The 25473-nt window shown below is 69.7% G+C and carries 24 protein-coding genes and 1 other RNA gene; 19 read left to right on the top strand and 6 right to left on the bottom strand.

Annotated elements, in window-relative coordinates; translation table 11 throughout:
- The first annotated feature begins 39 nt into the window (after positions 1–39).
- From L3V18_RS09825 to L3V18_RS09815, 3 genes are read left to right on the top strand one after another with little or no spacing between them, the layout of a single operon-like run.
- Positions 40–891, top strand: a complete 852-nt coding sequence (locus L3V18_RS09825; protein ID WP_237054493.1) for an N-formylglutamate amidohydrolase — start codon at positions 40–42, stop codon at positions 889–891.
- A complete protein-coding gene (locus L3V18_RS09820) occupies positions 882–2090 on the top strand; it encodes a peptidase MATCAP family protein (protein ID WP_237054492.1) in 1209 nt (402 codons plus the stop codon). The genes L3V18_RS09825 and L3V18_RS09820 overlap by 10 nt, the downstream gene beginning before the upstream one ends.
- Positions 2087–3175 (top strand): ATP-grasp domain-containing protein, encoded by a 1089-nt coding sequence (locus L3V18_RS09815; RefSeq protein WP_237054491.1) that lies wholly within the window; start codon positions 2087–2089, stop codon positions 3173–3175. The genes L3V18_RS09820 and L3V18_RS09815 overlap by 4 nt, the downstream gene beginning before the upstream one ends.
- A 6-nt stretch (positions 3176–3181) precedes the next feature.
- On the opposite strand, the gene L3V18_RS09810 is transcribed toward L3V18_RS09815, so the two are convergent.
- Genes L3V18_RS09810 through L3V18_RS09790 form a run of 5 tightly spaced genes read right to left on the bottom strand, consistent with a single transcriptional unit; the run spans position 3182 to position 7508 of the window.
- Positions 3182–3769 (bottom strand): uracil-DNA glycosylase family protein, encoded by a 588-nt coding sequence (locus L3V18_RS09810; protein WP_237054490.1) that lies wholly within the window; start codon positions 3767–3769, stop codon positions 3182–3184.
- A complete protein-coding gene (locus L3V18_RS09805) occupies positions 3766–5148 on the bottom strand; it encodes an FAD-binding oxidoreductase (protein WP_237054489.1) in 1383 nt (460 codons plus the stop codon). Before L3V18_RS09805 ends, L3V18_RS09810 begins: the two co-directional genes overlap by 4 nt.
- Positions 5145–5687: a metal-dependent hydrolase gene (locus tag L3V18_RS09800; RefSeq protein ID WP_237054488.1), complete on the bottom strand. Its 543-nt coding sequence runs from the start codon at positions 5685–5687 to the stop codon at positions 5145–5147. Before L3V18_RS09800 ends, L3V18_RS09805 begins: the two co-directional genes overlap by 4 nt.
- Positions 5688–5707: 20 nt before the next feature.
- A complete protein-coding gene (locus tag L3V18_RS09795; protein WP_237054487.1) occupies positions 5708–6112 on the bottom strand; it encodes a YraN family protein in 405 nt (134 codons plus the stop codon).
- Positions 6093–7508 carry a penicillin-binding protein activator gene (locus L3V18_RS09790; protein WP_237054486.1) on the bottom strand — a complete coding sequence of 472 codons (1416 nt, stop codon included), beginning with the start codon at positions 7506–7508 and terminating at the stop codon, positions 6093–6095. The genes L3V18_RS09795 and L3V18_RS09790 overlap by 20 nt, the downstream gene beginning before the upstream one ends.
- Before the next feature lie 118 nt (positions 7509–7626).
- Between L3V18_RS09790 and rsmI the strand changes: the two genes are divergently transcribed.
- The 3 genes from rsmI to rnpB all read left to right on the top strand — a co-directional run bounded on the left by rsmI (position 7627) and on the right by rnpB (position 9649).
- Positions 7627–8445 (top strand): 16S rRNA (cytidine(1402)-2'-O)-methyltransferase, encoded by an 819-nt coding sequence (rsmI, locus tag L3V18_RS09785; protein WP_237054485.1) that lies wholly within the window; start codon positions 7627–7629, stop codon positions 8443–8445.
- A complete protein-coding gene (locus L3V18_RS09780; protein ID WP_237054484.1) occupies positions 8432–9178 on the top strand; it encodes a hypothetical protein in 747 nt (248 codons plus the stop codon). Before rsmI ends, L3V18_RS09780 begins: the two co-directional genes overlap by 14 nt.
- Positions 9179–9206: 28 nt before the next feature.
- Positions 9207–9649: RNase P RNA component class A (rnpB, locus tag L3V18_RS09775), an RNA gene on the top strand.
- On the opposite strand, the gene L3V18_RS19440 is transcribed toward rnpB, so the two are convergent.
- A complete protein-coding gene (locus L3V18_RS19440) occupies positions 9650–10438 on the bottom strand; it encodes a sigma factor (protein WP_425493503.1) in 789 nt (262 codons plus the stop codon).
- Positions 10439–10867: 429 nt separating this feature from the next.
- Here L3V18_RS19440 and mraZ point away from each other — a divergent pair, with 429 nt between their 5' ends.
- The 13 genes from mraZ to ftsA are packed head-to-tail and all read left to right on the top strand — an operon-like array spanning position 10868 to position 25332.
- The gene (gene mraZ / locus L3V18_RS09770; RefSeq protein ID WP_237054483.1) at positions 10868–11314 is read left to right on the top strand and encodes a division/cell wall cluster transcriptional repressor MraZ; all 447 of its coding nucleotides are present in this window, start codon (positions 10868–10870) and stop codon (positions 11312–11314) included.
- An 11-nt stretch (positions 11315–11325) separates the two neighbouring features.
- Complete coding sequence (gene rsmH, locus L3V18_RS09765) at positions 11326–12324, top strand: 16S rRNA (cytosine(1402)-N(4))-methyltransferase RsmH (RefSeq protein ID WP_237054482.1); 999 nt, start codon at positions 11326–11328, stop codon at positions 12322–12324.
- The gene (gene ftsL / locus L3V18_RS09760; protein WP_237054481.1) at positions 12321–12587 is read left to right on the top strand and encodes a cell division protein FtsL; all 267 of its coding nucleotides are present in this window, start codon (positions 12321–12323) and stop codon (positions 12585–12587) included. The genes rsmH and ftsL overlap by 4 nt, the downstream gene beginning before the upstream one ends.
- 26 nt (positions 12588–12613) lie before the next feature.
- Positions 12614–14470, top strand: a complete 1857-nt coding sequence (locus L3V18_RS09755; RefSeq protein ID WP_343226326.1) for a peptidoglycan D,D-transpeptidase FtsI family protein — start codon at positions 12614–12616, stop codon at positions 14468–14470.
- 20 nt (positions 14471–14490) lie between these two features.
- Positions 14491–15951 (top strand): UDP-N-acetylmuramoyl-L-alanyl-D-glutamate--2,6-diaminopimelate ligase, encoded by a 1461-nt coding sequence (locus L3V18_RS09750; RefSeq protein ID WP_237054540.1) that lies wholly within the window; start codon positions 14491–14493, stop codon positions 15949–15951.
- Positions 15948–17369 (top strand): UDP-N-acetylmuramoyl-tripeptide--D-alanyl-D-alanine ligase, encoded by a 1422-nt coding sequence (locus tag L3V18_RS09745; RefSeq protein ID WP_237054480.1) that lies wholly within the window; start codon positions 15948–15950, stop codon positions 17367–17369. Before L3V18_RS09750 ends, L3V18_RS09745 begins: the two co-directional genes overlap by 4 nt.
- Positions 17359–18444 carry a phospho-N-acetylmuramoyl-pentapeptide-transferase gene (mraY, locus tag L3V18_RS09740; RefSeq protein ID WP_237054479.1) on the top strand — a complete coding sequence of 362 codons (1086 nt, stop codon included), beginning with the start codon at positions 17359–17361 and terminating at the stop codon, positions 18442–18444. Before L3V18_RS09745 ends, mraY begins: the two co-directional genes overlap by 11 nt.
- Entirely contained in the window at positions 18444–19781 is a 1338-nt protein-coding gene (gene ftsW, locus L3V18_RS09735) for a putative lipid II flippase FtsW (RefSeq protein WP_237054478.1), read from the top strand. Before mraY ends, ftsW begins: the two co-directional genes overlap by 1 nt.
- The gene (gene murG / locus L3V18_RS09730) at positions 19778–20896 is read left to right on the top strand and encodes an undecaprenyldiphospho-muramoylpentapeptide beta-N-acetylglucosaminyltransferase (protein ID WP_237054477.1); all 1119 of its coding nucleotides are present in this window, start codon (positions 19778–19780) and stop codon (positions 20894–20896) included. Before ftsW ends, murG begins: the two co-directional genes overlap by 4 nt.
- On the top strand, positions 20893–22347 hold the full coding sequence (gene murC, locus L3V18_RS09725; protein ID WP_237054476.1) for a UDP-N-acetylmuramate--L-alanine ligase: 1455 nt from the start codon (positions 20893–20895) through the stop codon (positions 22345–22347). Before murG ends, murC begins: the two co-directional genes overlap by 4 nt.
- A complete protein-coding gene (locus L3V18_RS09720; protein WP_237054475.1) occupies positions 22344–23351 on the top strand; it encodes a D-alanine--D-alanine ligase in 1008 nt (335 codons plus the stop codon). The genes murC and L3V18_RS09720 overlap by 4 nt, the downstream gene beginning before the upstream one ends.
- A complete protein-coding gene (locus L3V18_RS09715) occupies positions 23348–24085 on the top strand; it encodes a cell division protein FtsQ/DivIB (protein ID WP_237054474.1) in 738 nt (245 codons plus the stop codon). The genes L3V18_RS09720 and L3V18_RS09715 overlap by 4 nt, the downstream gene beginning before the upstream one ends.
- Positions 24082–25332, top strand: a complete 1251-nt coding sequence (gene ftsA, locus L3V18_RS09710) for a cell division protein FtsA (protein WP_237054473.1) — start codon at positions 24082–24084, stop codon at positions 25330–25332. The genes L3V18_RS09715 and ftsA overlap by 4 nt, the downstream gene beginning before the upstream one ends.
- Positions 25333–25473: the final 141 nt, after the last annotated feature.

Here is a 25473-nt window from a genome sequence, read left to right as displayed (position 1 = left end):
TCACGGCGTCCTAATACCCTCGGTGAAAGCATCGCAGGCATGGACGACAACACGCCAGCGACGATGCCGTTCTTCTCGACGGCCGAGCGGCTGGTCCTGCAGCGCCCCAGCGACGATTGGGACCTGGTCGTGGACGAAGGGCCGGTGATCGCGACCGCGATCCACGACGGGCACCTGATGCGCCCGTCGCTGATCGCGCACCTGGCGATCGACGAGGATCAGCGCCGCCGCGAAGAGGATCCGATGACCGGCGTGCTCGTTTCGGCCGGTGACGTGCGCCTGTGCGTACGGGCCTCGCGTTTCCAGGTCGATCTGAACCGTTCCCGCGAGCGGGCGCTGTCGACCAACCTGGAGGACACCTGGGGCGTGCGGGTGTGGAAGGGCCCTGTGCCGGAGCGGGAACTGGAGCTGTCGCTCGCCGCGCACGACCGCTTCTACGCGATGGTGACGGAACTCGTCGAACACCTGATCGCCCGCTGGGGCTGCGTGCTCGTGCTGGACATCCACAGTTACAACCATCGCCGCGCGGGTGCGGACGCCCGACCGGCGACGGCGGGTGGAAATCCCGACATCGACATCGGCGCGACCACGCTGGACCGCAGCCGCTGGGGCGCGGTCGTCGAACGCATGATCGAAGTGCTCGGCGGGCACACCGCGGGCGGGCGTCGCCTGGACGTGCGCGAGAACGTGCGCTATCCCGATGGCGGCCACTTCCCGGAATGGCTGCATGCGACCTACGGGGACCGTGTCTGCGCGATCACCCTGGAATACAAGAAGATCTACATGGACGAATGGACGGGGCAGGCCGATATCGAAATCGTGGAGGATCTCCGCAAGGGGCTCGATGCCGCCGTGGCTGCGGTGCGTGCGGAGTTCATCGCGTGCCGCTGACTTCCGCCCGCCCCGCCGTGTCCCCGGTGCGCGCGCTGCCGCCGGTCGCAGCCCGGGTGGACGACGCACTGGCCGAGCTGGACCGGCAGGTGGACTGGCTGCTGGCGCTGTCGCCGATCGACAACGACGGCTTGTGGGAAAGTTTCAAGAGCAGCGGTTACACCCGCGTCGAGCCGTTGAGGTACATCGATCTGGAGATCGATCTCGACGAGGCCCGCCACCGCCTCCTCGCGCTGCCCATCGAACGCGTCGAGTCGCCGCTGCTCGAGGGGCTGCTGTCGGAGAAGCAGCGCGAACTGGAACGCCATGTCGAGCTGGTCCGGCTGCGTGGCACCGAGGGCTTCGTGACCGCCAGCCTCGACCTGTTCGGCGGGGTCGACGCGGCCCTGCTCGAACTCGCCTGCGACATCCTGCGGGAAGTGCCGCACGGCCGCGCACTGGCCGCCGATGCCGGCATCGACGAGGTTCTCGCGGCCGTCGAGACCGAGTTGGAGTGGTACCGGCAGCGGGCACCCGGGTTCCACACCGATGTCGTCGTCGACACCGACATCGGCTCGATGATGATGGTGTCGCACGGAACCTTCTACGTCGACGGCGGCATACGCCTGCCGCATGCGCGCATCCAGCCGCTCGTGCAGCACGAGATCGGCACCCACCTGGTGACGTACTACAACGGTTCCAGGCAGCCGCTGCGCCAGCTCGCCGTGGGGCTTGCGCATTACGATGCGCTGCAGGAAGGACTGGGGGTGCTGGCCGAGTACCTGGCCGGCTACCTGTCGGGCGACCGCCTGCGGGTGCTGGCGGCGCGCGTCGTCGCCGTCGACATGGCGATCCATGGCGAAGGCATCGCCGCGATATTCGCACGCCTGCACGAGACCCACCGCCTGCCCACGGACGACGCGTTCGACATCGCGGTGCGCGCGCTGCGCGGCGGCGGCCTGACCAAGGACGCGGTGTACCTGGGCGGCCTGCGCGACCTCATCGCGCACCTGCACGCGGGCGAACCGCTGGTTCCCCTCCTGATCGGCAAGTTCGCGCTGTCGCACCGGGTCGTGCTCGAGCAGCTGGCCGGACACGGATGGGCGGCGCCGCCCGCGCTGCTGCCACGCTACTTCGAACATCCCGGGTTCGAAACGCGGCTGGCGGAATGCCGCGAAACGGACACACTCGACTTCTACCACCTGGAGCCGGCGCCATGAACGGTTCGTCCCGCCGGGAGCCGCATGCCGCGCACCCGATCAAGCTGGGTTTCGTGATCAACGACATCGCGACGGAGAAGGACAACTACACGACCGTCAGGCTGGCCCGGCGCGCGGTCGCGCGAGGGCATTCCGTCGCCATGATTGGCCTGGGCGGCTTCATCTACGACAGCGACGGGACTGTGCATGCCCATGCGCACGTGCCACGACGCACCGATTATCGCGACGACGCCGATTTCCTCGCCGACCTGCAGGCAGCCGACGCGGAGGTCGCACGGATCTCGGTGGAGGCACTCGACGTACTGATGCTGCGCAGCGACCCGGCCGAGGAACTCAACGAGCGGCCGTGGGCGCCCAACAGCGGACTGCTGTTCGCGCAGCTGGCGGCGCTCAGGCACGTGATCGTGCTCAACGATCCCACCCATCTGACCGATGCCTCCAACAAGACCTATTTCCAGCATTTCCCCGAGGAGGTCAGGCCGGTTACCTGCATCACGCTGGACGTCGAGGAGATCAAATCCTTCATCGCCGCGCACGACGGCCATTGCGTGATAAAGCCGCTGCAGGGCTCCGGTGGCCAGAGCGTATTCGTCGTCACCCCGGACAACACCGCGAATCTCAACCAGATGATCGATGCCGTCGTCCGTGACGGCTACGCGATCGTCCAGGAGTACCTGCCCGAAGCGAGGAACGGCGATCTCAGGCTGCTCACCCTCAACGGCCGGCCGTTGCAGGTCGACGGGAAGTACGCGTGTTTCCGGCGCTACAACGATTCGGGGGACGCCCGCAGCAACATCACCGCCGGCGGCAAGGTCGAACTGGCCGAGCCGGACGCCGATGCCCTGCGGCTGGCCGGCATCGTCGCCCCCAAGCTGATCCGCGACGGCATGTACCTGGCCGGTCTGGACATCGTCGGGGACAAGATGATGGAGATCAATGTCGATACGCCCGGCGGAATCAACATGGCCGAGGAACTGACCGGTGTGGATTTCAGCGGTCACGTGATCGCCGACCTGGAGCGCAAGGTCGGCCTGCGCGAGCACTACAACCGGACCCTGAGCAACAACGAACTGGCGACGATGTAGTCGGCGTCAGCCCAGCGTGTCGCGGACCCGCTCGCGCAACGTCGGCAGCACATCGTCCTCGAACCACGGATTGGCCTTGAACCAGGCGACGTTGCGTGGACTGGGATGCGGCAGCGGCAGCAGCCCGTCGCCGAGGTATTCGCGCCAGGCGGCCACCGTCGCGGTCAGGCCGGGTTTGCGGCGGTCGCCGAGGAAATGCGCCTGCGCGTACTGGCCGATCAGCAGGGTCAGGCCGATGTCCGGCAGCAACGGCAGCAGGCGCGGATGCCAGGTCGCGCGGCATTCGGGCCGCGGCGGTGCATCGCCGCCGCCCTTCCTGCCCGGGTAGCAGAAGCCCATCGGAACGATCGCGACGCGCGATTCGTCGTAGAAGGTATCGGCGTCGACCTGCAGCCAGTCGCGCAGGCGCCTGCCGCTGGCGTCGTCCCACGGGATGCCGCTGGCATGCACGCGCGTGCCCGGGGCCTGGCCGACGATCAGCAACCGTGCGCTGGTACTCGCCCGCAGCACCGGGCGCGGGCCGAGCGGCAGGTGCGCCTCGCAGATCGTGCAGGCGCGGATGTCCTTCAGCAGCGTGTCGAGTTTGCGACTCACGGCGGCAGCAGCTTGCCCGGATTGAGGATGCCGTCGGGATCGAACTGCGCCTTGATCGCGCGCATCAGCGCCAGCGTGGGAGCGTCGACCGCCTGCGGCATGAACTCGCGCTTGGCAAGGCCGATGCCGTGCTCGCCCGACAGGGTGCCGCCGAGCGCGATCGCCAGCGCGAACACCCGCGCCATCGCCTCGTGCGCGTGCCGCGACTGGCGGGCCTCGGCCGGATCGAACATCAGGTTGACGTGCAGGTTGCCGTTGCCGGCATGGCCGAAGCAGACGATCGCCAGCGCGAACTCGTCGGCGAGCCGCTGCACGCCGTCGACCAGTTCCGGAATGCGCGAAACCGGTACCACGACATCCTCGTTGATCTTGCCCGGGGCGAGCGTGCGCAGCGCCGGCGACAGCGCCTTGCGCGCAGCCCACAACCGTTCGCGTGCGACCGCGTCGGCCGCATCGTCGAGCGCGACCAGGCCGTCGCCTTCGGCCGCGCGCGCCAGCGACTCGACGGCATGGGGCAGGGTGGCGGAGTCGCCATCGGCCTCGATCATCAGCAGTGCGCCGGCATCCGCCGGCAGGTCGGCGCCGCCGACGTCGCGCGCCAGCCGCACCGCCTGGTGGTCCATGAATTCGAGCATCGACGGGGTGACCGGTTGCGCCATCAGCCGCGCCACCGCCTGCGCGGCGCTGGTGACGTCGCGGTAGATCGCGCGGATCGCGCGGCGTTCCGGCGGCAGCGGTACCAGGCGCAGGGTGGCTTCGACGATCAACGCGAGGGTGCCCTCGCTGCCGACCAGCAGCCGTTGCAGGTCGTAGCCGGTTGCGCCCTTGGTGGTCGCGCTGCCGCAGCGGATCAGCTCGCCGCTGCCGGTGACCGCGGCCAGCGCCAGCACGTTGTCGCGGCTGGCACCGTATTTCACCGCGCGCGGCCCGCCGGCGTTGCAGGCGAGGTTGCCGCCGACCGTGCTGTAGCCGGCGCTGGTCGGGTCGGGCGGCCAGAACAGCCCGTACGGCGCGAGCAAAGCCTGCAGGTCGCCGTTGAGCACGCCGGGTTCGACCACCGCGCAACGATCGCCGGGGCGGATGTCGCGGATCCGGTTCATGCGCTCGAACGACACCACCACGCCACCGGCCACCGGCACCGCCGCGCCGGTGGTGTTGGTGCCGCGTCCGCGTGCCACCACCGGAACGCGGTGACGACGACAGGCCTGGACAAGGGCGACCACCTGGGCGACCTCGGTCGGCAGCGCCACGGCGTCGGGAAGCGATTCGCGCCGCGAGTTGTCATAGGCGTAGGTCAGCCGCTCGGCCGGGTCGGTGCGCCAGGCCTCGCCGAGCAGGCCGGCCAACTCGGTGTGCAGAGCGGGCGGCAACGTGCTCATCGTCGCGAGGATAGCGCGCGCGAGGTCCGTCGCAGCGCCACCGCCGCCAGCGCCAGCGCGGTGACCGGCAGCCAGACCCAGCGCGCCTCCGACATCAGCACCACCAGGCCCCGGGCGCTGAAGAAGCCGGCGCCGATAGGCGACACCTCGATCGGACGCCACGGAGCGAATTCGCGCGCATGCGACCAGGGCCACCATAGCGCCACCCCGAGACCTCCGTCGGTGAAGGCGTCGAGCAGCGGGTGCGAAAGTGTGCAGGCGAATATCCAGATCGCGGCCAGAGCCGGTGCTGCGCGCAGACTGCGGTGGAACGATGCGGCGAGCGCGCCCAGGACCGCGGCGAACAGCAGCGAGTGGCTGGCGCCGCGGTGTCCGAACGCATCGGCGTAGGGGATGCCGAGAGCGAACGCGACCACGTCGGCATCCGGCAGCATCGCCGCTGCCATCCCGGCGAGCACCAGCCTGCGGTCGATCCGCCGCGAGCCCAGGGCGATGCCGGCGGCCAGCGGCACCAGGGCGTGGGTGATGATGGTCGGCATGTCCGGGTCCGTTCCGGGGATCAGCAGTCGTCCGCGCGGAACGCGTCGCGCAGCCAGTTCAGTCGCGGTGCCGTCGGCTCGCCGTCGGCTTCGACCACGTCGAAGCGGCAGGGCAGGTCGGCGTAGTGCGGATGACGGGAGAGGAAGACCTGCGCCGCATGGACCAGCCTGCGCTGTTTGCGGATGTCGACCGAGGCCGCGCCGCCGCCGAAGTCAGCGCTGCGGCGGTAGCGCACCTCGACGAAGACCAGGGTGCCGCCGTCGCGCATCACCAGATCTATCTCGCCGCCGCGGCTGTGCGCATTGGCCGCGACCGCCTGCAGACCTGCGGCCAGCAGGTGGCGGCGTGCGGCCGCCTCGACCGCGGCACCGTGCGCGCGGCGCGAGAGCGCCTGGGCCGGCTCTCTAGCGACGGTCGGCTCCACCCGGCAGCGGCATCACCACGCCGCTGATGAAGGTCGCCCAGGCCGGGATGCGCTTGACGTTGCCGAAGCCGTCCACCTGCAGGGTGCCGGTGGCGCCTTGGATCGAGCCGTCGGCGGTCTTCACCAACCGTTCCATGTAGGCCGAAAGCAGCCAGGCGTCGTAGCCGAATGCGAACAGGCGAGCCGCCGCGCCCCTGGCAGTCGGCAGCATGCCGGCCGCGTAGGTGGCCGAAGGCAGGCCGGTGATGCCGCGGACCGCCCAGGTCTCGGTCGGGAAGGCGATGCCATCGAGCGCGCGATCTTCCTCCGCGTTGCCGGTGCCGGACAGCAGTTGCGAGGTCGCGACGCGCGGCACCCCGCCGAGACCGGCCAGCGCCAGCTTCGGGGTCAGCTCGCGAGCGGCACCGCCGCGCATCGCCAGGAACACGGCATCGACGCCGCCCTCGCGCGCCGCGAACGGGCCGAGGTCGGCGATGCCTTCGCCGACCACGTCGGTGACGGTGGCGCCGCGCTCGCCGAGACGTTCGCGCAACGCATCGACCGCGCGGCGCTGGCTGTCGTCGCTGCCGGCCACCACCAGCACGCGGCGGGCGCCGCGCGCGAGCAGGTATTCGGCAGCTGCGATGCCTTCGTCCTCCGGTGCCAGCGCGAAACTGGCGTTGCCGGCCGGCGGCGACTGGCTGCCGCTGTTGAGCGCCAGCAGCGACACCGGCGTGGAGCCGCGCGCGAACAGCGCATCGACGGCAGCCCGGTCGAGCGGTCCGACCACGAAGTCGTTGCCCTCCGCGACTGCGCGGTCGTAGGCCGACAGCGTCCCGGCGATGCTGCCGGTGGTGTCATAGAAGGTGACTTCCGGACGCCGGCGGCGCTCGCCGTAGTAGCCGGCCATGAAGCCGTCGCGTACCGGCGAGGCCGCGATCGCGAGGTTGCCGCTCAGCGGCAGCAGCATCGCCAGCTTCACCGGCGGACGATAGCCATCGGATTCCGCCGGAGGCCGGCTGTTGGCATCAAAGGTCCAGGCGGCATGGTCGAACGGGCGCGGCAGCGGCAGCCCGCGCTCCAGCAGCGCCTGTCCCATGTAGTTGTACAGCGGGTCGCCGGGTGCGGCCGCGGTGGCCTCGCGGGCGAGGGTGTCGTTGTCGAGCTGCGACAGCAACTGGTGGATCCGGCGCTCGTTGTCGACGCGGGCCTGGCCGGTCAGCACGACGCCGTTGCGGGCGAGCGCACCGGCTTCGGCCACCGCCGGGTTCTGGACCACGGTGGTTTCGGAGGTCGGGCGCACGCCCAGCCCGCCGCAGCCGCCCAGCAGCAGGATCGCCAGCGCAGGCGCGAGCCACGGACCGGCGGCACGGATCGGTTGGCGGGAGGCGGCGGAAACGTGTGGCTTGGGGGTCATCGGCGGGCATCCTGCGCGGCGCGGTGTCGGCGCCGTGTCAAACGAAAAGATCGGGTCAACGTCCGGAACGGGTACGATTCTAACCGCGCACCGCCTGAATCCACGTGTCGGACCCGCAATGCCCGCAACGCTCCACGTCGTCGCCACCCCGATCGGCCACCTTGGCGACATGAGTCCGCGTGCGCTCGAGACCCTGCGCGAGGTCGATGCGATCTGCGCCGAGGACACCCGCCACACCCGCCAGCTGCTCGCCCATTTCGGGATCGAGCGGCCGCTGCTGGCGCTGCACCAGCACAACGAGGAGGCCCAGGTCGCGCAACTGGTCGGGCGGCTGCAGGCCGGCGAGTCGCTGGCGCTGGTGTCCGATGCCGGCACGCCGCTGGTCAGCGACCCGGGCTACCGGCTGGTCCGCGCCGCCCGCGCCGCCGGCGTCCGGGTGTCGCCGGTTCCGGGTGCCTGCGCGGCGATCGCCGCGCTGAGCGTGGCCGGCCTCGCTTCCGACCGCTTCGCGTTCGAGGGTTTCCTGCCGGCCAGGGCCGGCGCCCGCCGCGAGCGGCTGGCCCGGCTCGCGGCCGAGCCGCGCACGCTGATCTTCTACGAGTCGGCGCACCGCATCGAGGAGTCGCTGGCCGACATGGCCGCCGCGTTCGGCGACGGGCGTCATGCGGTGCTGGCGCGCGAGCTGACCAAGCTGTTCGAGACCGTGTTCGACGGCACCCTCGGCGAATTGCGCCAGCGGGTCGCCGGCGACCCGAACCAGCGCAAGGGCGAGTTCGTTCTGATCGTCGACGGCGCCGGCGATGATGCCGACGCGCGCGTCGCCGAGGGCCGCCGCCTGTACGCAAAACTGGCCGGGCATCTGCCGCCGTCGACCGCGGCCAAGCTTGCCGCCGAACTCAGCGGCGCGCCGCGCAAGGCGTTGTATGGCGGCGGTTGACCGCTGCGAAGAGCGGCGACGCCGGGAATTGTGGTGGATCAAGTTCGCCTGGCAGTACCACCCCGGATATCTGCCAGTCTGCGACCAGGACCCCGACCAGCCAAAGCCTCCCGCCCCGGACGTGGTGATCAGCTCGTCCGGGCGGCGATACGGAATCGAGATTTCGCAGCTCGTCCCCTCTGCGTACCCGGGCTTTACCAATCTCCAGATCCACGCCGCCCAGAGGAGCTATCTGGCCGAAGCGCAACGGGCTTACGAGCGAGCGAATGGAGATGATCTATTCGCCAACTTCTCGTTCAGGCCGGGTCCACTGCCAGCTCTGCGCCCTGCCGTTCAGGAAATGACGGGGCTGGTCGAAAAGTTTCGGCCGCGGCCCGGGGAGTCGTTCCGGGCACTGCCGGGACAGCGGAAAACAGCCGATCTGCTACCGCGTTGGCTCTCCGGACTCAGCGTTTTCTTCCAGTTGCCAGGATTGCCGAGGTCATGGGTGGGCGGTTCGGTCTGGAGCACATTCGAGCTCGAACGGGGTCAGGTCGCTACCCGGATCGGGGAAAAATCCAGGAGGCTGACGGAATACCGGCGTTATGCGGACGAAGTCTGGTTGTTGCTGGTATGCGATCAGGTGTCGATTGCTGCGGACCTGTCCATTCCTGCGGAAGCCGTATCCTGGCAGTTCGAGCATGGGTTTGATCGGGTGCTCCTGATGTCCATGCAGGAAGTATTGGCCTTCTGACAGGACGGCTATGCGACAATGCGCGTGCGGAGTCGGCCAGGCAGTCGCGTCATCCGGAAGGATGCCGAGGAAAGTCCGGGCTCCACAGGGCACGGTGCCAGGTAACGCCTGGGCGGCGCGAGCCGACGGAAAGTGCAACAGAGAGCAGACCGCCGAACGGTCCCGCCACCCCTGTATCGCCGGATCTGCCATCGCGCGCGAAGCGCGCGATGGCCCAGGTCCGTATCCGGAAGGATACGCGGCGATAGAGGGGTGGCGGGATGCGTGGCAAGGGTGAAACGGTGCGGTAAGAGCGCACCGCGAGTCCGGCAACGGACCGGCACGGCAAACCCCACCGGGAGCAAGACCAAATAGGGAGACAATGCCGCGGCCCGCGGTGTCTCCGGGTAGGTTGCTCGAGCGTATCGGCGACGATGCGCCTAGAGGAATGACTGTCCACGACAGAACCCGGCTTATCGGCCGGCTCCGCCCTTATCTTCCTGCAGGCATCAGCCCGCTGGGACTAGGGCCATGCCGTTCGTGCCTCGCGCGCGAACGTGCGGTGCATTGCACCGCACGGCCCGGGCGCCATGCGTCCGGGCCCCCTCCTGATGCGGGCCGCCCCGGGCAGCGGGCGGGGCGGATTCGGCGGTGTGTCAGTGGCGGCGCGGCATTCCCGGTGGCTGGTAGAGGCTGGGCACACGCCCGCCCGCGTCGTGGCCGCCCGGGCTGCCATCGCTCTGTATAACCGCCTTCAGCGCCCGGCGGATCCGGCCGAACCGAGGTCGGCGCCGCGGGCGGGTTCGCGCAGACAGGCCAGGGCGAGTGCTTCGTCATGGATCGCCGTCGCGCCCGTACCCCGGCTGCGGCGGATCGAAGCCGGACGTTGCTGGAACGCCCCCGGTGACGGCCCCGACAGCCAGCGGATCTCGTCCGGCGCCAGTCCGTGCGCGGCAAGCGCGGGGCGGCCCGGCCACCCGCGGGCGGCAACTCGTTCAGCACGCCGCCGTACTGCAGCGCGGTGGGTTGCCGGAATGACTTCATTAGCGCTGGTCGTGCCCGCTTCGACCGGCGTCGTCGATCACTCTCGCCGGCACCTCCCCGCCGCGCCCCGGGCCTGCAGCGCCGCCTGCGCAGGACGCCATATAACCACGGCCGTTCCTCGCGCCCGGTCTGCAGCGCGGCGATCAGGGTTTCCTGGACCAGGTCCTCGGCATCCGTTCCCGAGCGGGCCAGCCGTCGCGCCCGCGCCAGGAGCTGCCGGTAGGTGAGGGTGTCCATCGCGCCGCTGTAGGGCGACGGGGGCTGGCCGGGGAGCGCGATCGATGCCTGGCGTCGGATGGGATCGCTCAGAGGGCGTGCTGCGATGCGGCATCAGCCACGCTGCCGGACCGGCGGGAGGGGCTGCGGCTCGTCTGGCTGAACCGCCCTTCACATGTGGTCGGTAGACGGTTGCGTCTCAAAAGATGAGACGAAACAAGACTTAGTGGATAAGTCTTGAACAAGTCTCTGAAGTTTCGCTTAAGCTATTGATGTGCTTGGTGAAATTTGCCCCGAAAAGTTGTTGACAACCCTGTGGGGCGTGCCTAAGGTGGTCATCCGAGGGAAAACCGGGTTTTTTGTGGTTTTTCGTGGCCGGATGCGTTCGTATCGAACGTTTCCATCGACAGGCAGACCCGCCCGCAGAGGCGGGCTTCCAACAGGTGACCCATGTTCCAGGGCGAGACCGCCATCACGATCGACGACAAGGGCCGGCTGGCGGTGCCCACCGCCTACCGCGACCTGGTCGCGTCCGAGTGCGGCAATCGGCTGGTGATCACCTACAACCCCTTCGAGTCCGGTTCGCTGTACCTGTACCCGCTGGCGGTCTGGGAGCGCGTGCGCGACCAGGTCAATGCCCTGCCCAGGGTCAAGAAGGTCAACCGTGCGATGCAGCTGAAGCTGGTCGGCGCGGCGACCCACGTCGAGCTCGACGGCAATGGCCGCATCACCGTGCCGGCGAGCCATCGCGCCGCGGTTGGCATCGAGCGCAGGGCCGTGCTCCTGGGCATGGGCGACAAATTCGAGCTGTGGAGCGAGCAGGCGCATCACGCGCAGATCCAGCAGACGGTGTCTGACGAGGATCTGAGCGAAGAGCTGCTCGATCTGCAGCTGTGACGAGGGGTGGCATGGAGCGCGCATCGGCGCCATCCGGCCACCTCCCCGTGATGTACGCACAGGTGCTGGAGGGCCTGCGCGTGGTCGGGGACGGAACCTACCTGGATGGCACGTTCGGGCGCGGCGGTCATGCGCGCGGGGTGCTCGGACAACTCGGCCCCGGAGGCCGGCTGCTGCTGATGGACAAGGATCCCGAAGCGATTGCGGTGGCCGAACGCGAGTTCGGCGGCGATCCGCGCGTGTCGATCCTGCGCGGCAGCTTCGCCGCGCTCGCCGACTGGGACGCCGCCGCCGGTCTCGACGGCGTGCTGTTCGACCTTGGCGTGTCCTCTCCGCAGCTGGATGTCGCCGAGCGCGGTTTCAGCTTCGGCAAGGACGGTCCGCTCGACATGCGGATGGACCCGGACAGCGGCGAGAGCGCGGCCGAGTGGCTGGCGCGTGCCGACGAGCGCGAGATCGCCGACGTGCTGTGGACTTACGGCGAGGAGCGGATGAGCCGCCGGATCGCGCGCGCGATCGTCGCCGAGCGCGAGCGCAACCCGTTGACCCGCACCGCCCAGCTGGCGGATCTGATCGCCAGGACGATGCCGCGCGGCGACGGCAGATCCGACAGGGGCCGGTCCGACAAGGGCCGGATCCATCCGGCGACCCGCAGCTTCCAGGCGATCCGCATCCACATCAACCGCGAGCTGGCCGATCTGGAAGCCGGGCTCGACAGTGCGCTGGCACGATTGAAGCCGGGCGGACGACTGGCGGTGATCAGCTTCCACTCGCTGGAGGACCGCGTCGTCAAGCAGTTCATCGCCCGCCACAGCAAGGCGCCGCCGGCCAACCGGCGGATGCCGGTCGAGGTCGCGTTCACTCCGCGGCTGCGGGCGATCGGTTCGGCGATCAAGGCCGATGCCGCCGAGCTCGACCGCAATCCGCGCGCGCGCAGCGCGGTGCTGCGCATCGCGGAGAAGCTTGGTCCTTCGGGGCCCATCGCGGCCTCCGCGGGAGGCCCTGCATGACCCTGCGCCTTGCCCTCGTCGTGCTGGTCGCCGCCAATCTCGTCAGCGCGCTGGCGGTGGTCCATGCGCGGCACCAGCATCGTCAGCTGTTCGTACAGCTGACCCGGCTGGAGAAGGCGCGTGACGAACTCGACATCGAGTTCGGCCGGTTGCAGCTCGAGCAGGCGACCTGGGCGGAGAGCAACCGCATCGACCAGGTCGCACGCGACCGGCTCGGCATGAAGTTCCCGGAAGGCGACGAGATCGTGGTGGTGCGTCCATGAGCCCGCGCCGCCGTCCCGGTTCGAACATGCGCACGACGGTACGCGAACGCCTCGGCGAGCTGCTGAGTGCCCGCCCGGCACAGGGCAAGCCACGCAACCGCGCCCGCTACAACCCACGCAACCGCCTGTTCCTGGTCGGCGGCGTGCTCGGCCTGTGCTCGCTGGCGCTGGTCGCGCGCGCGTTCACCCTGCAGATCGTCAATGCCGACTTCTACCGCCGCCAGGGCGATGAGCGGATCCTGCGCGAGATCGAGATCCCGACCTCGCGCGGCATGATCACCGACCGCAACGGCGAGCCGCTGGCGGTGTCGACGCCGGTCGAGTCGGTCTGGGGCAACCCGCAGGAGCTGCTGAAGGCGCCCGAGCGCATCCCGGAACTGGCGGCGGTGCTCGGCGTTCCGGCCGACGAGCTGACCCGCAAGCTGACCCAGCGCGCGTCGCGCGAGTTCATGTATCTCAAGCGCCGGATCAATCCCGATCAGGCCCGCGCGATCCTGTCGCACAACATCCCGGGCGTGTATTCGCAGCGCGAGTTCCGCCGCTTCTACCCGCAGGGCGAGGCGCTCGCCCACGTGCTGGGCTTCACCAACATCGACGACCGTGGCCAGGAAGGCCTCGAACTCGCGTTCGACGACTGGCTGCGCGGTGCCCCGGGCAGCAAGCGGGTGATCCGCGACAGCCGTGGCCGCATCGTCGAGAACGTCGAGCTGATCGATGCCGCCCAGCCCGGCCACGAGCTGACCCTGACCATCGACCGCCGGATCCAGTACCTGACCTTCCGCGAGCTGCGCGCGACCCTGGAGCGCACCGGCGCCAGCAGCGGATCGGCGGTGGTCCTGGATGTCGCCACCGGCGAGATACTGGCGATGGCCAATCTGCCGACCTACAACCCGAATGCGCTGGGCGGGCAGCCGTCCGATGCGCGTCGCAACCGCGCCGTGACCGACGTGATCGAGCCCGGCTCGACGATGAAGCCGCTGACCGTGGCCGCCGCGCTGGAGGCGGGGGCGATCACGCCGACGACGGTGATCGACACCAGCCCGGGCTGGATGCCGAACGGCCGGTTCCGCACCAGCGACTTCCGCAACTACGGCGTGCTGGATACCACCGGGATCATCCGCAAGAGCTCCAACGTCGGCGTCTCCAAGATCGTGCACCGGTTGCCCGACCAGACCTTCTACGAGTTCCTGCGGCGGATGGGCTACGGCCGCAGCACCCGCAGCGGGTTTCCCGGCGAGTCCTCCGGCGTGCTGACGCCACCGGCGCGCTGGAGCGGCACCACCAAGCAGACCATGTCCTACGGTTACGGGCTGTCGGCGACGCCGCTGCAGATCGCCGCCGCCTACGCGGCGCTGGGCAATGGCGGCAAGCTGATCGCCCCGACCTTCGTCAAGGGCCAGCGCAACCCGTCCGAGCAGGTGCTCGACCCGCGCATCGCCCGCCAGGTCATGCGGATGATGCAGACCGTGACCGAACCCGGCGGCACCGCGACCCAGGCGGCGATCCTCGGCTACCACGTCGCCGGCAAGACCGGCACCGCGCGCAAGTTCAACAGCAGCGGTGGCTACTCGCGCCGCTACATCTCGTTCTTCGCCGGAGTGGTGCCGGTGGAGAACCCGCGCTTTTCGATGGTGGTGGTGATCGACGACCCGGATCCGGCCAAGGGCTATTACGGCGGCTTCGTGTCGGCGCCGATGTTCAAGACGGTGATGGACGGCGCGCTGCGGCTGATGGACGTGCCGCCGGACGACATCGATACCTGGCTCGCCGCGCAGGCCGCCGAGGAGGCGAAGCGGCGCACGGCCGAAGGCCTGTCGCCGACTCCCGCGGGTCCGGCGGCGGCGCTGGCCGCGCAGGCGCCCGCGCCGGGGGGCGCACGATGAGCGCGTTCGCCCGCCCGCGGATGCGTCTGGCCGAGCTGTTGCCGGACGTGCCGTCCGTGCCGGCCGATCTCGCGATCGGCGGCCTGGTGATGGACAGCCGCGAGCTGCAGGCCGGGGATGCGTTCGTCGCGATCGGCGGGTTCGGCACCCATGGCCTGAAGTTCGCCGACGACGTCCGTGCCAGGGGCGCGGCGGCGATCCTGTTCGAGCCGCCCGCGCCCGACGACATCCCGGCGCCGCCCGATGCGATCGCTGTGCCCGGGCTGCGCGCGCGCCTGGGCGAGATGGGTGACCTCTTCTACGGTCGGGTCAGTGCGCAGATGGATGTCGTCGGCGTGACCGGTACCAACGGCAAGACCTCGACCGTGCAGCTGCTGGCGCAGGCCTGGTCGCTGCTCGACACCACCAGCGGCACGATCGGTACGCTCGGCGCCGGCCTGTACGGGCAGGCGGTCGCGACCGGCTTCACCACGCCGCTGGTGCTGCGACTGCATGCGCTGATCGCCGACCTGCACGCGCAGGGCGCCGACGCACTGGCGATGGAAGTCAGCTCGCATGCGCTCGACCAGGGACGCGCCGATGGCGTGCACTTCGATGTCGGCGTGTTCACCAATCTCACCCGCGACCACCTCGACTATCACGGCGACATGGCGCGCTACGGCGCGGCCAAGGCGCGCCTGTTCGCATGGCCGGGATTGAAGGCGGCGGTGGTCAACATCGACGATGGTTTCGGCCGCGAACTGGCCGGATCGCTCGATCCGGGCCTGCGCGTGCTCACCTGCAGCTCGCGGGGCACTCCCGGCGCGACCGTGCGGGCGGGGCAGCTGCGGCTGGATGCGCGCGGCCTGCTGTTCGAACTGGAGATCGATGGCGAGTGCCATCCCGTGGAGTCGGCGCTGCTGGGCCGCTTCAACGTCGACAATCTGCTGGCGGTCGCCGGAGCGCTGTCGGCACTGGGTCACGCGCCGGCGGAGATCGCGCGGGTCCTCAGCCGGCTGCAGCCGATCCACGGCAGGATGAACCGCCTCGGCGGCGACGGCACGCTTCCGCTGGTCGTGATCGATTACGCGCATACGCCGGACGCGCTGGAGCAGGCGCTGGAATCGGTGCGCGCGCATGCGGCGGCACGGGTGATCTGCGTATTCGGCTGCGGCGGCGAGCGGGACTGCGGAAAGCGCCCGCAGATGGCCGCGATCGCACGGCGGCTGGCCGACGCGGTGATCGTCACCGACGACAACCCGCGCGGCGAGGACGGCGACGCGATCGTCGCCGACATCATCGCCGGCTTCGAGACCACCGACTCCGTCGTCGTCGAGCGCGATCGTCGCGCCGCGATCGGGCGCGCGATCGGTGCGGCAGGGCCGGACGACATCGTGCTGATCGCCGGCAAGGGGCACGAGCCCTACCAGGAGATCGGCGGCGTGCGCCATCCATTCGATGACACCGAAGTCGCGCGCGCGGCGCTGGGGGTGGAGGCATGAGACCGCTGCACCTGTCCGAGATCGCGCGCATGACCGGCGGTCGCCTGCACGGCGAGGAGCGGGTGGTCGATGTGGTCGCCACCGATTCCCGTCGCCTGCCGCCCGGCGGCGCCGCGCTGTTCGTCGCGATCCGCGGCGAGCGCTTCGATGGCCACGACCACGTCGCAGCGGCGGCCGAGGGTGGCGTGATCGCGGCGCTGGTGTCGCGCGAGATCGACCGTGCGCTGCCGCAGGTGGTGGTGGCCGACACCGAGCGCGCGTTGGCCGATCTTGCCGCGGCGATGCAGCGCGAGCGTCGTACCACCGTCGTCGCCATCACCGGCAGCAACGGCAAGACCAGCGTCAAGACGTTGCTGGCCTCGATCATGCAACGCGCCACCACGACCTATGCGACCCCGGGCAACCGCAACAACGAGATCGGCCTGCCGCTGGCGGTGCTCGAGGCACCCGAGGACGCCGCAGTCGCGATCTACGAGATGGGTGCCGGCAAGCCGGGCGACATCGCCTACCTGACCCGGATCGCGCCGCCGGACGTGGCACTGGTCAACAACATCGCCCCCGCGCACATGGAACGGATGGGCAGCCTGCTCGGGATCGCCGATACCAAGGCGGCGATCTACGACGCATTGCCTGCGGGCGGTGTCGCGGTGATCAACGCGGACGATGCGTTCGCGCCGTTCTTCGCCGAGCGCGCGCATGGCCGGCGACTGATCCGTTTCGGCCTGGAGGCCAGCGCCGACGTCAGCGCGCGCGACGTCCAGCTGCGCGAAGGCGGATCCCGGTTCGTCCTGGTCACGCCACTGGGCGAAGCGGAGGTATCCCTCGCGATGCCGGGACGCCACAACGTCGGCAATGCGCTGGCGGCGGCATCGCTGGCGCTGGGCGCGGGTGCCGACCTGGCGACGATCGCCGCCGGTCTCGGCGAGGCGGAGCCGGTCGCCGGGCGGCTGGTGTCGCATCGGCTGGGCAACGGCGCGGTGCTGATCGACGACAGCTACAACGCCAACCCGGGTTCGGCCGCGACCGCGATCGACACCCTGGCCGCAATGGGCGGCGAGGGCTGGCTGGTGCTCGGCGACATGCGCGAGATGGGGACCGACGCGGAGGCCCTGCACGCCGAGGTCGGCCGCCGCGCTCGCACCGCCGGCCTGCGCCGGTTGTTCGCGCTGGGGCCGCTGAGCGCTTGCGCAGCCGGGGCGTTCGGCGATGGCGGCCGGGTCTTCGACAGCCACGATGCCTTGGCCGCGACGCTGCGCGACGCGCTCGCCGGCGCCGATGCCGGCAACGTTCGGGTGCTGGTGAAGGGCTCGCGCGGCAGCGCGATGGACCGGATCGTGACCGCGCTGCTGGCTGCAGACAATCCCGGCGGCGATGGCGCCCCGACCACAGACGACCAAGGGGGGCCGCATGCTGCTTGAACTCGCCCGCTGGCTCGAACAGCTGCAGAGCGTATTCGGCCTGTTCGGCTATCTCACCTTCCGCGGCATCCTCGCCGCACTGACCTCGCTCGCGCTGTCGCTGTGGTGGGGGCCGACGGTGATCCGCCGGCTGGCCCAGCTCAAGGGCGGCCAGCCGATCCGCAAGGACGGCCCGGAGTCGCACTTCTCCAAGGCCGGCACCCCGACCATGGGCGGTGCACTGATCCTGCTGACCGTGCTCGCCTCGGTGCTGCTGTGGGGCGACCTGCGCAACCGCTACGTCTGGCTGGTGCTGGCCGTGATGGTCGCGTTCGGCTGGATCGGCTGGTGGGACGATTGGATCAAGATCGTCAAGCGCGACCCGAACGGGATGAAGTCGCGCTGGAAGTACCTGCTGCAGTCGCTGTTCGGCCTCGGCGCCGGCCTGTTCCTGTTCTACACCGCCGACGCGCCGGCGACGACGACCTTCTATATCCCGTTCTTCAAGGCCGTCGCGTTGCCGCTGGTGGGCATCACCTTCGTCGCGATCGCGTATTTCTGGATCGTCGGATTCTCCAACGCGGTCAACCTGACCGATGGCCTCGATGGGCTGGCGATCATGCCGACCGTCCTGGTCGCCTGCGCGCTGGGCGTGTTCGCCTACGCGTCCGGCAACGCGGTGTTCTCCCAGTACCTGCAGATCCCGCAGATCCCGGGCGCCGGAGAACTGGTGATCATCTGCGCGGCGATCGCCGGCGCGGGGCTCGGGTTCCTGTGGTTCAACACCTATCCGGCGATGGTGTTCATGGGCGATATCGGTGCGCTGGCGCTCGGTGCCGTGCTCGGCACGATCGCGGTGATCGTGCGCCAGGAACTGGTGCTGGTGGTGATGGGCGGCATCTTCGTGGTCGAGACGCTGTCGGTGATGATCCAGGTCGCCAGCTTCAAGCTGACCGGCAGGCGCGTGTTCCGGATGGCGCCGATCCACCACCATTTCGAATTGAAGGGCTGGCCCGAGCCGCGGGTCATCGTCCGCTTCTGGATCATCTCGGTGATCCTGGTCCTGGTCGGCCTGGCGACGCTGAAGGTGCGCTGATGAGCGACTACGCCGCCACCCGCCCCGGCAGCCGCCAGGCCACCCGCATCGACGAGATCAGCGGTCGCTTCGACCCGTGGCTGGTCGGTGTCGTGCTGGCGCTGGTGTCGCTCGGCGTGGTGATGGTCGGCTCCAGCTCGCTCTACCAGGACAGCAATCCCTACCACTACTTCAGTCGCCACTTGATGTTTCTGGCCGGAGGCGCGGCGCTGATGGTGGTGGCCATGCGGACCGAGCTGAAGACGGTGGAGCGCTACAACCACCTGCTGCTGCTCGGCTGCTTCGTGATGCTGCTGCTGGTGTTCGTGCCCGGGCTGGGCGTGAGCGTGAAGGGGGCGCACCGCTGGATCAACCTCGGCGTGTCCAACTTCCAGGTGGTGGAGACGGTCAAGGTGTTCTTCATCATCTGGCTGGCCAGCTATCTGGTGCGCTTCCGCGACGAAGTCAACGCGACCTGGATGGCGATGCTCAAGCCGATCGGGGTGGTCGCGGTGCTGGTCGTGCTGCTGTTGCTGCAGCCCGACTTCGGCTCCTCGTCGCTGCTGCTGGCGATCACCGCCGGCATGCTGGTGCTCGGCGGCGTGAACATGCCGCGGATGTTCGGGCCGGTGCTGGTCGGACTGCCGCTGCTGGCGATCGTCGCCATCGCCGAGCCGTACCGGATGCGCCGCCTGACCTCGTTCATGGACCCGTGGGCGGACCCGTTCGGGAGCGGCTACCAGCTGACCAACGCCCTGATGGCGGCCGGCCGCGGCGAATGGTTCGGCGTCGGGCTCGGCGGTTCGATCCAGAAGCTGTACTACCTGCCCGAAGCGCATACGGACTTCATCCTCGCCGTCATCGCCGAGGAACTCGGATTCGTTGGTGTCTGCGCGGTGATCGCCCTGTATGCGCTGCTGGTCGGGCGGGCGCTGTGGATCGGCCTGCAATGTGTCGAGATGCGCCGCCACTTCGCTGGCTATCTGGCGTTCGGCGTCGCTTTGTGGATCGGTCTGCAGAGCTTCGTTTCGATCGGCGTGAACCTCGGTCTGCTGCCGACCAAGGGGCTGACCCTGCCGCTGATCTCCTCGGGTGGATCGAGCGTGCTGATGACCTGTCTGGCGATGGGACTGTTGCTGCGCGTGTCCTACGAACTGGAGCGCGCGCAGCGGCAGGTCGCGCGCCTGCGTGGCGAAGATGCGGTGGCGCCGGTGATCTCGGCGACGGCATCGGCACCTGTGCCGGCCGCAGGGCCGTCGCCCGTGGCCGCCGCGCCGCTGCGAACCGGCGACAAGCCGTCGCGCGGCACCAGCCGGCTCAGGCCGCGCGTGGAGCCTACCCTCGGGAGGATCGGATGAAGCCGCACCCGGCCGCCACTGATTCCGACGTGCACCCGGTGATGATCCTCGCCGGCGGCACCGGCGGGCACATCTTCCCCGGCCTCGCGGTCGCGCATGCGTTGCGCGGGCGCGGGGTGCCGGTGCTGTGGCTCGGCGCCGACGGCGGGATGGAAACCCGGCTGGTTCCGCAGCACGACATTCCGATCGACACGATCGCGGTGCGCGGCGTGCGCGGCAAGGGCCGGCTGACCAAGCTGGCCGCGCCGTTCCGATTGATCGTGGCCGTACGCGCCGCGTACCAGACCCTGCGCGAACGCCAGCCGCGCGCGGTGATCAGCTTCGGCGGCTACGCGGCGGGCCCGGGTGGCCTGGCCGCGCGCCTGCTGGGCATCCCGTTGTTCGTGCACGAGCAGAACCGTGCGCCAGGCCTGACGAACCGGGTGCTCGCGCGAATGGCGCAGCGGGTGCTGACCGGTTTCCCCGACACCTTTCCGGCCCTGCAGGAGACCGTCGTCGGCAATCCCGTACGCGAGGAGATCGCCGCCGTGGCGCCGCCGGAAGCGCGCTATCAGGGACGCAGCGGTCCGCTGCGGTTGCTGGTGCTCGGTGGCAGCCAGGGCGCACGGGCGCTGAACGAGGCCGTGCCTAAGGCGGTGGCGATGCTGCGCAACGTGGTCGAGTTCGAGATCCGCCACCAGTGCGGCGAGAAGATGCGTGCCGAGGCCGAGCAGGCCTATGCCGATGCGAAGGTCGAGGCGTCGATCGAACCCTTCATCGCCGACATGGCCGACGCCTACGCGTGGGCCGACGTGGTGGTGTGCCGTGCCGGCGCGCTGACCCTGGCGGAGCTGTGCGCGGTCGGTACTGCCTGCATCCTGGTGCCGTTCCCGCAGGCGGTCGACGATCATCAGACCAAGAACGCGGAGTTCCTGCAGGTGCGCGGCGCCGCGCAGGTGCTGCCGCAGGGCGAGACGCTGTACCAGCGGCTCTCCGCAACCCTCGAAATCCTCGACCAGCGCATCGATCTGCAGCGCATGGCCGTGTGCGCCCGCGCGCTGGCGCGGCCGGATGCGGCGGAGCGTGTCGCCGACGCAGTGCTGGGCCGGAACACACAGAAGGAGTCGGCCGCATGAGCGCGACCGTACGCAGCCGCCGGTTGCAACACGACGGCGACCTCGCCAAGGCATTTCCACGCGTGCATTTCGTCGGCATCGGCGGCACCGGCATGAGCGGGATCGCGGAGGTGATGTGCACGCTCGGCTACCAGGTGTCCGGCTCGGACCTGGCCGACAACGCGGTCACCCGGCGGCTGTCCTCGCTCGGCGTGACCGTGCATCGCAAGCATGTCGCGTCCAACGTGCTCGGTGCCGATTGCGTGGTGGTATCGAGCGCGATCAAGGCCGACAACGCCGAGCTGATGGAAGCGCGCGCGCAGCGTATCCCGGTGGTGCCGCGCGCGGAGATGCTGGCCGAGCTGATGCGCTTCAAGCGCGGTATCGCGGTGGCGGGTACCCACGGCAAGACCACGACGACCTCGTTGACCGCGAGCGTGCTGGGCGAGGGCGGCATCGACCCGACCTTCGTGATCGGCGGACAACTGCTCGCCGCCGGCGCCAACGCGCGCCTGGGCAAGGGCGACTGGCTGGTGGCCGAGGCCGACGAGAGCGATGGCAGCTTCCTTCGCCTGAACCCGCAGATAGCGGTGGTCACCAACATCGATGCCGATCACCTGGAAAACTACGGCGGCGAGTTCGCGCGGGTGCAGGCGGCGTTCGAGGAATTCATGCACCGGTTGCCGTTCTACGGCCTCGCGGTGCTGTGCATCGATGATCCGGAAGTCGCCGAACTGGCGACGAAGACGCCACGCCACGTGATGACCTACGGCATCCACACCGAGGCCGACGTACGTGCCGAGGACATCCGCCAGCAAGGGCCGAACATGCACTTCACCCTGTGCCTGCCCGATGCCACGCGTACTCCGGTCGAGCTGGCGCTGCCGGGTCATCACAACGTGCTCAACGCGCTGGCCGCGGCAGCGGTGGGCTGGCAGCTGGGCGTGTCGCCCGAAGCGATCGCGAAGGCGCTGCAGGGCTTCGCCGGGATCGGCCGTCGCTTCAACCTGCTGGCCGAGCTGGTGACGCCGAAGGGCGCGCGGATACAGCTGGTCGACGACTACGGCCATCACCCGAAGGAGCTCGAGGCGGTGTTCGCCGCTGCGCGCGGCGGCTGGCCGGACCGGCGCCTCGTGGTCGCGTTCCAGCCGCATCGCTATTCCCGCACCCGCGACCTGTTCGACGAGTTCGCCGCGGTGCTGTCGTCGGTCGACGCGCTGGTGCTGACCGAGGTGTATCCGGCAGGCGAGGCGCCGATCGTCGGTGCCGACGCCAAGTCGCTGGCGCGGGCGATCCGTGCGCGTGGCCGCATCGACCCGGTGGTGGTCGGTGGTGCCGGCGAGCTGCCGGCGGTGCTGCCGGACGTGCTGCGCGATGGCGATCTGCTGCTGGTGATGGGCGCCGGCGACATCGGCCACACCGCGCAGGAGCTGGCGGCCGAGGGTTTCGCGACGTCCGGAGGCGAGGCATGAGCACGCCGTTGACGACCGCGCGCTACATCGATCCGGCGGTATTCGGCCGCGTCGCCGTGCTGATGGGCGGCACCAGTGCCGAGCGCGAGGTCTCCCTCGATTCCGGCCGCAACGTGCTCGAGGCGTTGCAGGCGCGGGGCGTGGATGCCTTCGCCATCGACGGCATCCCGGCCCTGGTCGACGCGATCCGTGCCGGTGCCTCCGACCCGGCGCGACGCGTCGATCGCGTGTTCAACATCCTGCACGGCAACAGGGGCGGCGGCGAGGACGGCGTGCTGCAGGGCCTGCTCGACGCACTGGCTGTGCCATACACCGGTCCGGGCGTGCTTGGGTCGGCGCTGACGATGGACAAGATCCGCACCAAGCAGGTGTGGATGGCGGAGGGACTGCCAACGCCGCGCTTCGTCCGTCTCGCCGCCGGTGCCGACCTGTCTGCCGCTGCGCGTTCGCTGGGCCTGCCGGTGTTCGTCAAGCCCTCGTGCGAAGGCTCCAGCGTCGGCGTGTTCCGCATCCTCGGCGAGGCCGACCTGGCCGCGGCCGCGCAGTTCGCAGCGGGTTACAACGGCGAGCTGCTGATGGAGCGGATGGTGCAGGGGGCCGAGTACACGGTCGGAATCCTCGGCGATGTTGCGCTGCCGTCGATCCGGATCGAACCGGCCGGCGACTGGTACGACTACCACGCCAAGTACGTTGCCGACGACACCCGCTACATCTGTCCCGGGTTGGAGGGTGGGGAAGAGGCGGAAATCCGCGAGCTCGCGCTGGCCGCGTTCCGCGCCGCCGGCTGCAGCGGCTGGGGCCGGGTCGACGTGATGCGCGATCGCGAGCTCGGCTTCCAGCTGATCGAGGTCAACACCGCTCCGGGGATGACCAGCCATTCGCTGGTGCCGAAGGCCGCTGCCCGGCTCGGCATCGACTTCCCGTCGCTGTGCTGGCTGATCCTGGAGCAGACGATCCCCGTACAGACAGTTGCGGACGGCGGCGAAGGAGGCGTGCACGCATGAACGCGCTCGTGCGCCTGCTTGGCTGGACTCTGGCGGTGGCCCTGGTGGTGCTGCCGGTGGTCGCCGTGCTCAAGGGCTGGATCGGCCAGGAACAGTGGCCATTGACCCGGCTGCGCGCGACCGCCGAGTTCGAGCGGGTGGACGCGGCCGCATTGCAGAAGGCGCTGATGCCGTACGCGAAGCAGGGCTTCTTCGCGGTCGATCTTGAGGCCGCGCAGGCGGCGGTCGCCGGGTTGCCGTGGGTCGAGCATGCCGAGGTGCGCAAGCGCTGGCCGGACATCCTCGAAGTGTCGGTGGTCGAGCATCGGCCATTCGCGCGCTGGGGCGATGCCCGGCTGCTGTCGGAACAGGGAAGGCTGTTTCCGGCGAAGGGCATCGAGGTGCCGGCGAACCTGCCCAGGCTGGCCGGCCCGGATACCCGTGTCTCCGACGTGGTCCGCTTCTACAACGAGTCGCGCACGCTGTTCGCGCCACTCGGCGTCGGCGTACGAAGCGTCGAGCTCGACGCGCGCGGCAGCTGGACGCTCGACCTCGCCAGCGGCACCACCGTCGTGGTGGGCCGCACCCGTCCGGACGAGCGGCTGCGTCGCTTCATCCGCGTCGTCCCGCAACTGGTCGCGCAGCGGGCGCAGGCGCTGACGCGGGCAGACCTCCGCTACACCAACGGTTTCTCGCTGACGTGGGGCGACACGATCGAACCCGCGCCGGCTCTGCAGACGCAAGGACAATCATGAACCGCAAAGGCGACAAGTCGCTCATCGTCGGCCTCGACATCGGCACCTCCAAGGTGGTGGCGCTGGTGGGCGAATACACACCCGACCACAGCGGGCCCGGCAATCCGATCGAGGTGATCGGCATCGGCTCGCACGAGTCGCGCGGCCTGCGCAAGGGCGTGGTCGTCGACATCGAGTCGACCGTGCAGTCGATCCAGCGTGCGGTCGAGGAGGCCGAACTGATGGCCGGCTGCGAGATCCGTTCGGTCTATGCGTCGATCTCCGGCAGCCACGTGCAATGCCGCAACTCGCAGGGCATCGCTCCGATCCGCGACGGCGAGGTCAGCCACGGCGATCTCGATCGCGTGCTGGAGGCGGCCAAGGCGGTCGCGATCCCGGCCGACCAGAAGATCCTGCACGCGATCCCGCGCGACTACGTGCTCGACGACTCGCAGGAAGGGATCCGCAACCCGGTCGGGATGACCGGCGTGCGCCTGGAGGTGCACGCGCACCTGGTGGTCTGCGCGCAGTCGGCGGCGGCCAACGTCAGCAAGTGCGTGCAGCGCTGCGGCCTGCAGGTCGACGACCTGATCCTCGGCGTGCTCGCCTCCAGCCAGGCGGTGCTGACCAGCGACGAGCGCGAGCTCGGCGTGGTGCTGGTCGACATCGGCGCCGGCACCACCGACATCGCGGTGTTCGTCCATGGCGCGATCGCGCACAGCGCGAGCCTGCCGATCGCCGGCGACAAGGTCACCGAGGACATCGCCCACATGCTGCGTACGCCGACCCCGGAGGCCGAGCAGATCAAGGTCCGCTACGCCTGCGCGCTGGCGCAGATGGCGACCGCGGAGGAGTCGATCCAGGTGCCGTCGGTCGGCGACCGTCCGCCGCGGCGGATGCCGCGCCATTCGCTCGCCCAGGCGGTGCAGGCGCGTTACGAGGAGCTTTTCGAAATGGTCCAGGCCGAGCTGCGCCGCAGCGGGTTCGAGCAGCACGTGCGCGCCGGCATGGTGCTGACCGGCGGCGCCTCGAAGATGGAGGGCGTGGTCGAACTGGCCGAGGAAATGCTGCAGATGCCGGTGCGCGTCGGCATTCCGCAGCACGTGACCGGCCTGGGCGAAGTGGTCGGCAATCCGGTCCACGCGACCGGGGTCGGCCTGCTGCTGATGGGCAGCCAGATCGAGCATCCGCGGCGCCCGGTCATCCCGACCGGACGGGCCGGTTCGTTCTTCAACAGGCTGAAGAACTGGTACCGCGGGGAGTTCTGATTTTCGACGGTCGCGGCGAGGGCGCCGGGACCGGGCAGGCAAGGCGGAAGACGGCGGTATGTAAGACCGGCAACACACTCAATCTCCCCAATGCAAGACCACAACAACAACTAGCACTGCATAGACACTGCACAGACAGAG

Origin of the sequence: Marilutibacter chinensis (genome assembly GCF_021725675.1) — a bacterium.
Lineage (GTDB): Bacteria > Pseudomonadota > Gammaproteobacteria > Xanthomonadales > Xanthomonadaceae > Marilutibacter > Marilutibacter chinensis.
Note: the sequence above shows the minus strand (reverse complement) of the source record. Positions and strands in the feature narration are given on the sequence as shown.

Excerpts from the sequence above, each read along its gene's own strand:
- L3V18_RS09825 (WP_237054493.1), top strand. The coding sequence starts at position 40 with ATGGACGACAACACGCCAGCGACGATGCCGTTCTTCTCGACGGCCGAG.
- L3V18_RS09815 (WP_237054491.1), top strand. The coding sequence starts at position 2,087 with ATGAACGGTTCGTCCCGCCGGGAGCCGCATGCCGCGCACCCGATCAAG.
- L3V18_RS09805 (WP_237054489.1), bottom strand. The coding sequence starts at position 5,148 with ATGAGCACGTTGCCGCCCGCTCTGCACACCGAGTTGGCCGGCCTGCTC.
- L3V18_RS09800 (WP_237054488.1), bottom strand. The coding sequence starts at position 5,687 with ATGCCGACCATCATCACCCACGCCCTGGTGCCGCTGGCCGCCGGCATC.
- L3V18_RS09790 (WP_237054486.1), bottom strand. The coding sequence starts at position 7,508 with ATGACCCCCAAGCCACACGTTTCCGCCGCCTCCCGCCAACCGATCCGT.
- rsmI (WP_237054485.1), top strand. The coding sequence starts at position 7,627 with ATGCCCGCAACGCTCCACGTCGTCGCCACCCCGATCGGCCACCTTGGC.
- L3V18_RS09780 (WP_237054484.1), top strand. The coding sequence starts at position 8,432 with ATGGCGGCGGTTGACCGCTGCGAAGAGCGGCGACGCCGGGAATTGTGG.
- L3V18_RS19440 (WP_425493503.1), bottom strand. The coding sequence starts at position 10,438 with ATGGACACCCTCACCTACCGGCAGCTCCTGGCGCGGGCGCGACGGCTG.
- mraZ (WP_237054483.1), top strand. The coding sequence starts at position 10,868 with ATGTTCCAGGGCGAGACCGCCATCACGATCGACGACAAGGGCCGGCTG.
- rsmH (WP_237054482.1), top strand. The coding sequence starts at position 11,326 with ATGGAGCGCGCATCGGCGCCATCCGGCCACCTCCCCGTGATGTACGCA.
- ftsL (WP_237054481.1), top strand. The coding sequence starts at position 12,321 with ATGACCCTGCGCCTTGCCCTCGTCGTGCTGGTCGCCGCCAATCTCGTC.
- L3V18_RS09755 (WP_343226326.1), top strand. The coding sequence starts at position 12,614 with ATGCGCACGACGGTACGCGAACGCCTCGGCGAGCTGCTGAGTGCCCGC.
- L3V18_RS09750 (WP_237054540.1), top strand. The coding sequence starts at position 14,491 with ATGCGTCTGGCCGAGCTGTTGCCGGACGTGCCGTCCGTGCCGGCCGAT.
- L3V18_RS09745 (WP_237054480.1), top strand. The coding sequence starts at position 15,948 with ATGAGACCGCTGCACCTGTCCGAGATCGCGCGCATGACCGGCGGTCGC.
- mraY (WP_237054479.1), top strand. The coding sequence starts at position 17,359 with ATGCTGCTTGAACTCGCCCGCTGGCTCGAACAGCTGCAGAGCGTATTC.
- ftsW (WP_237054478.1), top strand. The coding sequence starts at position 18,444 with ATGAGCGACTACGCCGCCACCCGCCCCGGCAGCCGCCAGGCCACCCGC.
- murG (WP_237054477.1), top strand. The coding sequence starts at position 19,778 with ATGAAGCCGCACCCGGCCGCCACTGATTCCGACGTGCACCCGGTGATG.
- murC (WP_237054476.1), top strand. The coding sequence starts at position 20,893 with ATGAGCGCGACCGTACGCAGCCGCCGGTTGCAACACGACGGCGACCTC.
- L3V18_RS09720 (WP_237054475.1), top strand. The coding sequence starts at position 22,344 with ATGAGCACGCCGTTGACGACCGCGCGCTACATCGATCCGGCGGTATTC.
- L3V18_RS09715 (WP_237054474.1), top strand. The coding sequence starts at position 23,348 with ATGAACGCGCTCGTGCGCCTGCTTGGCTGGACTCTGGCGGTGGCCCTG.
- ftsA (WP_237054473.1), top strand. The coding sequence starts at position 24,082 with ATGAACCGCAAAGGCGACAAGTCGCTCATCGTCGGCCTCGACATCGGC.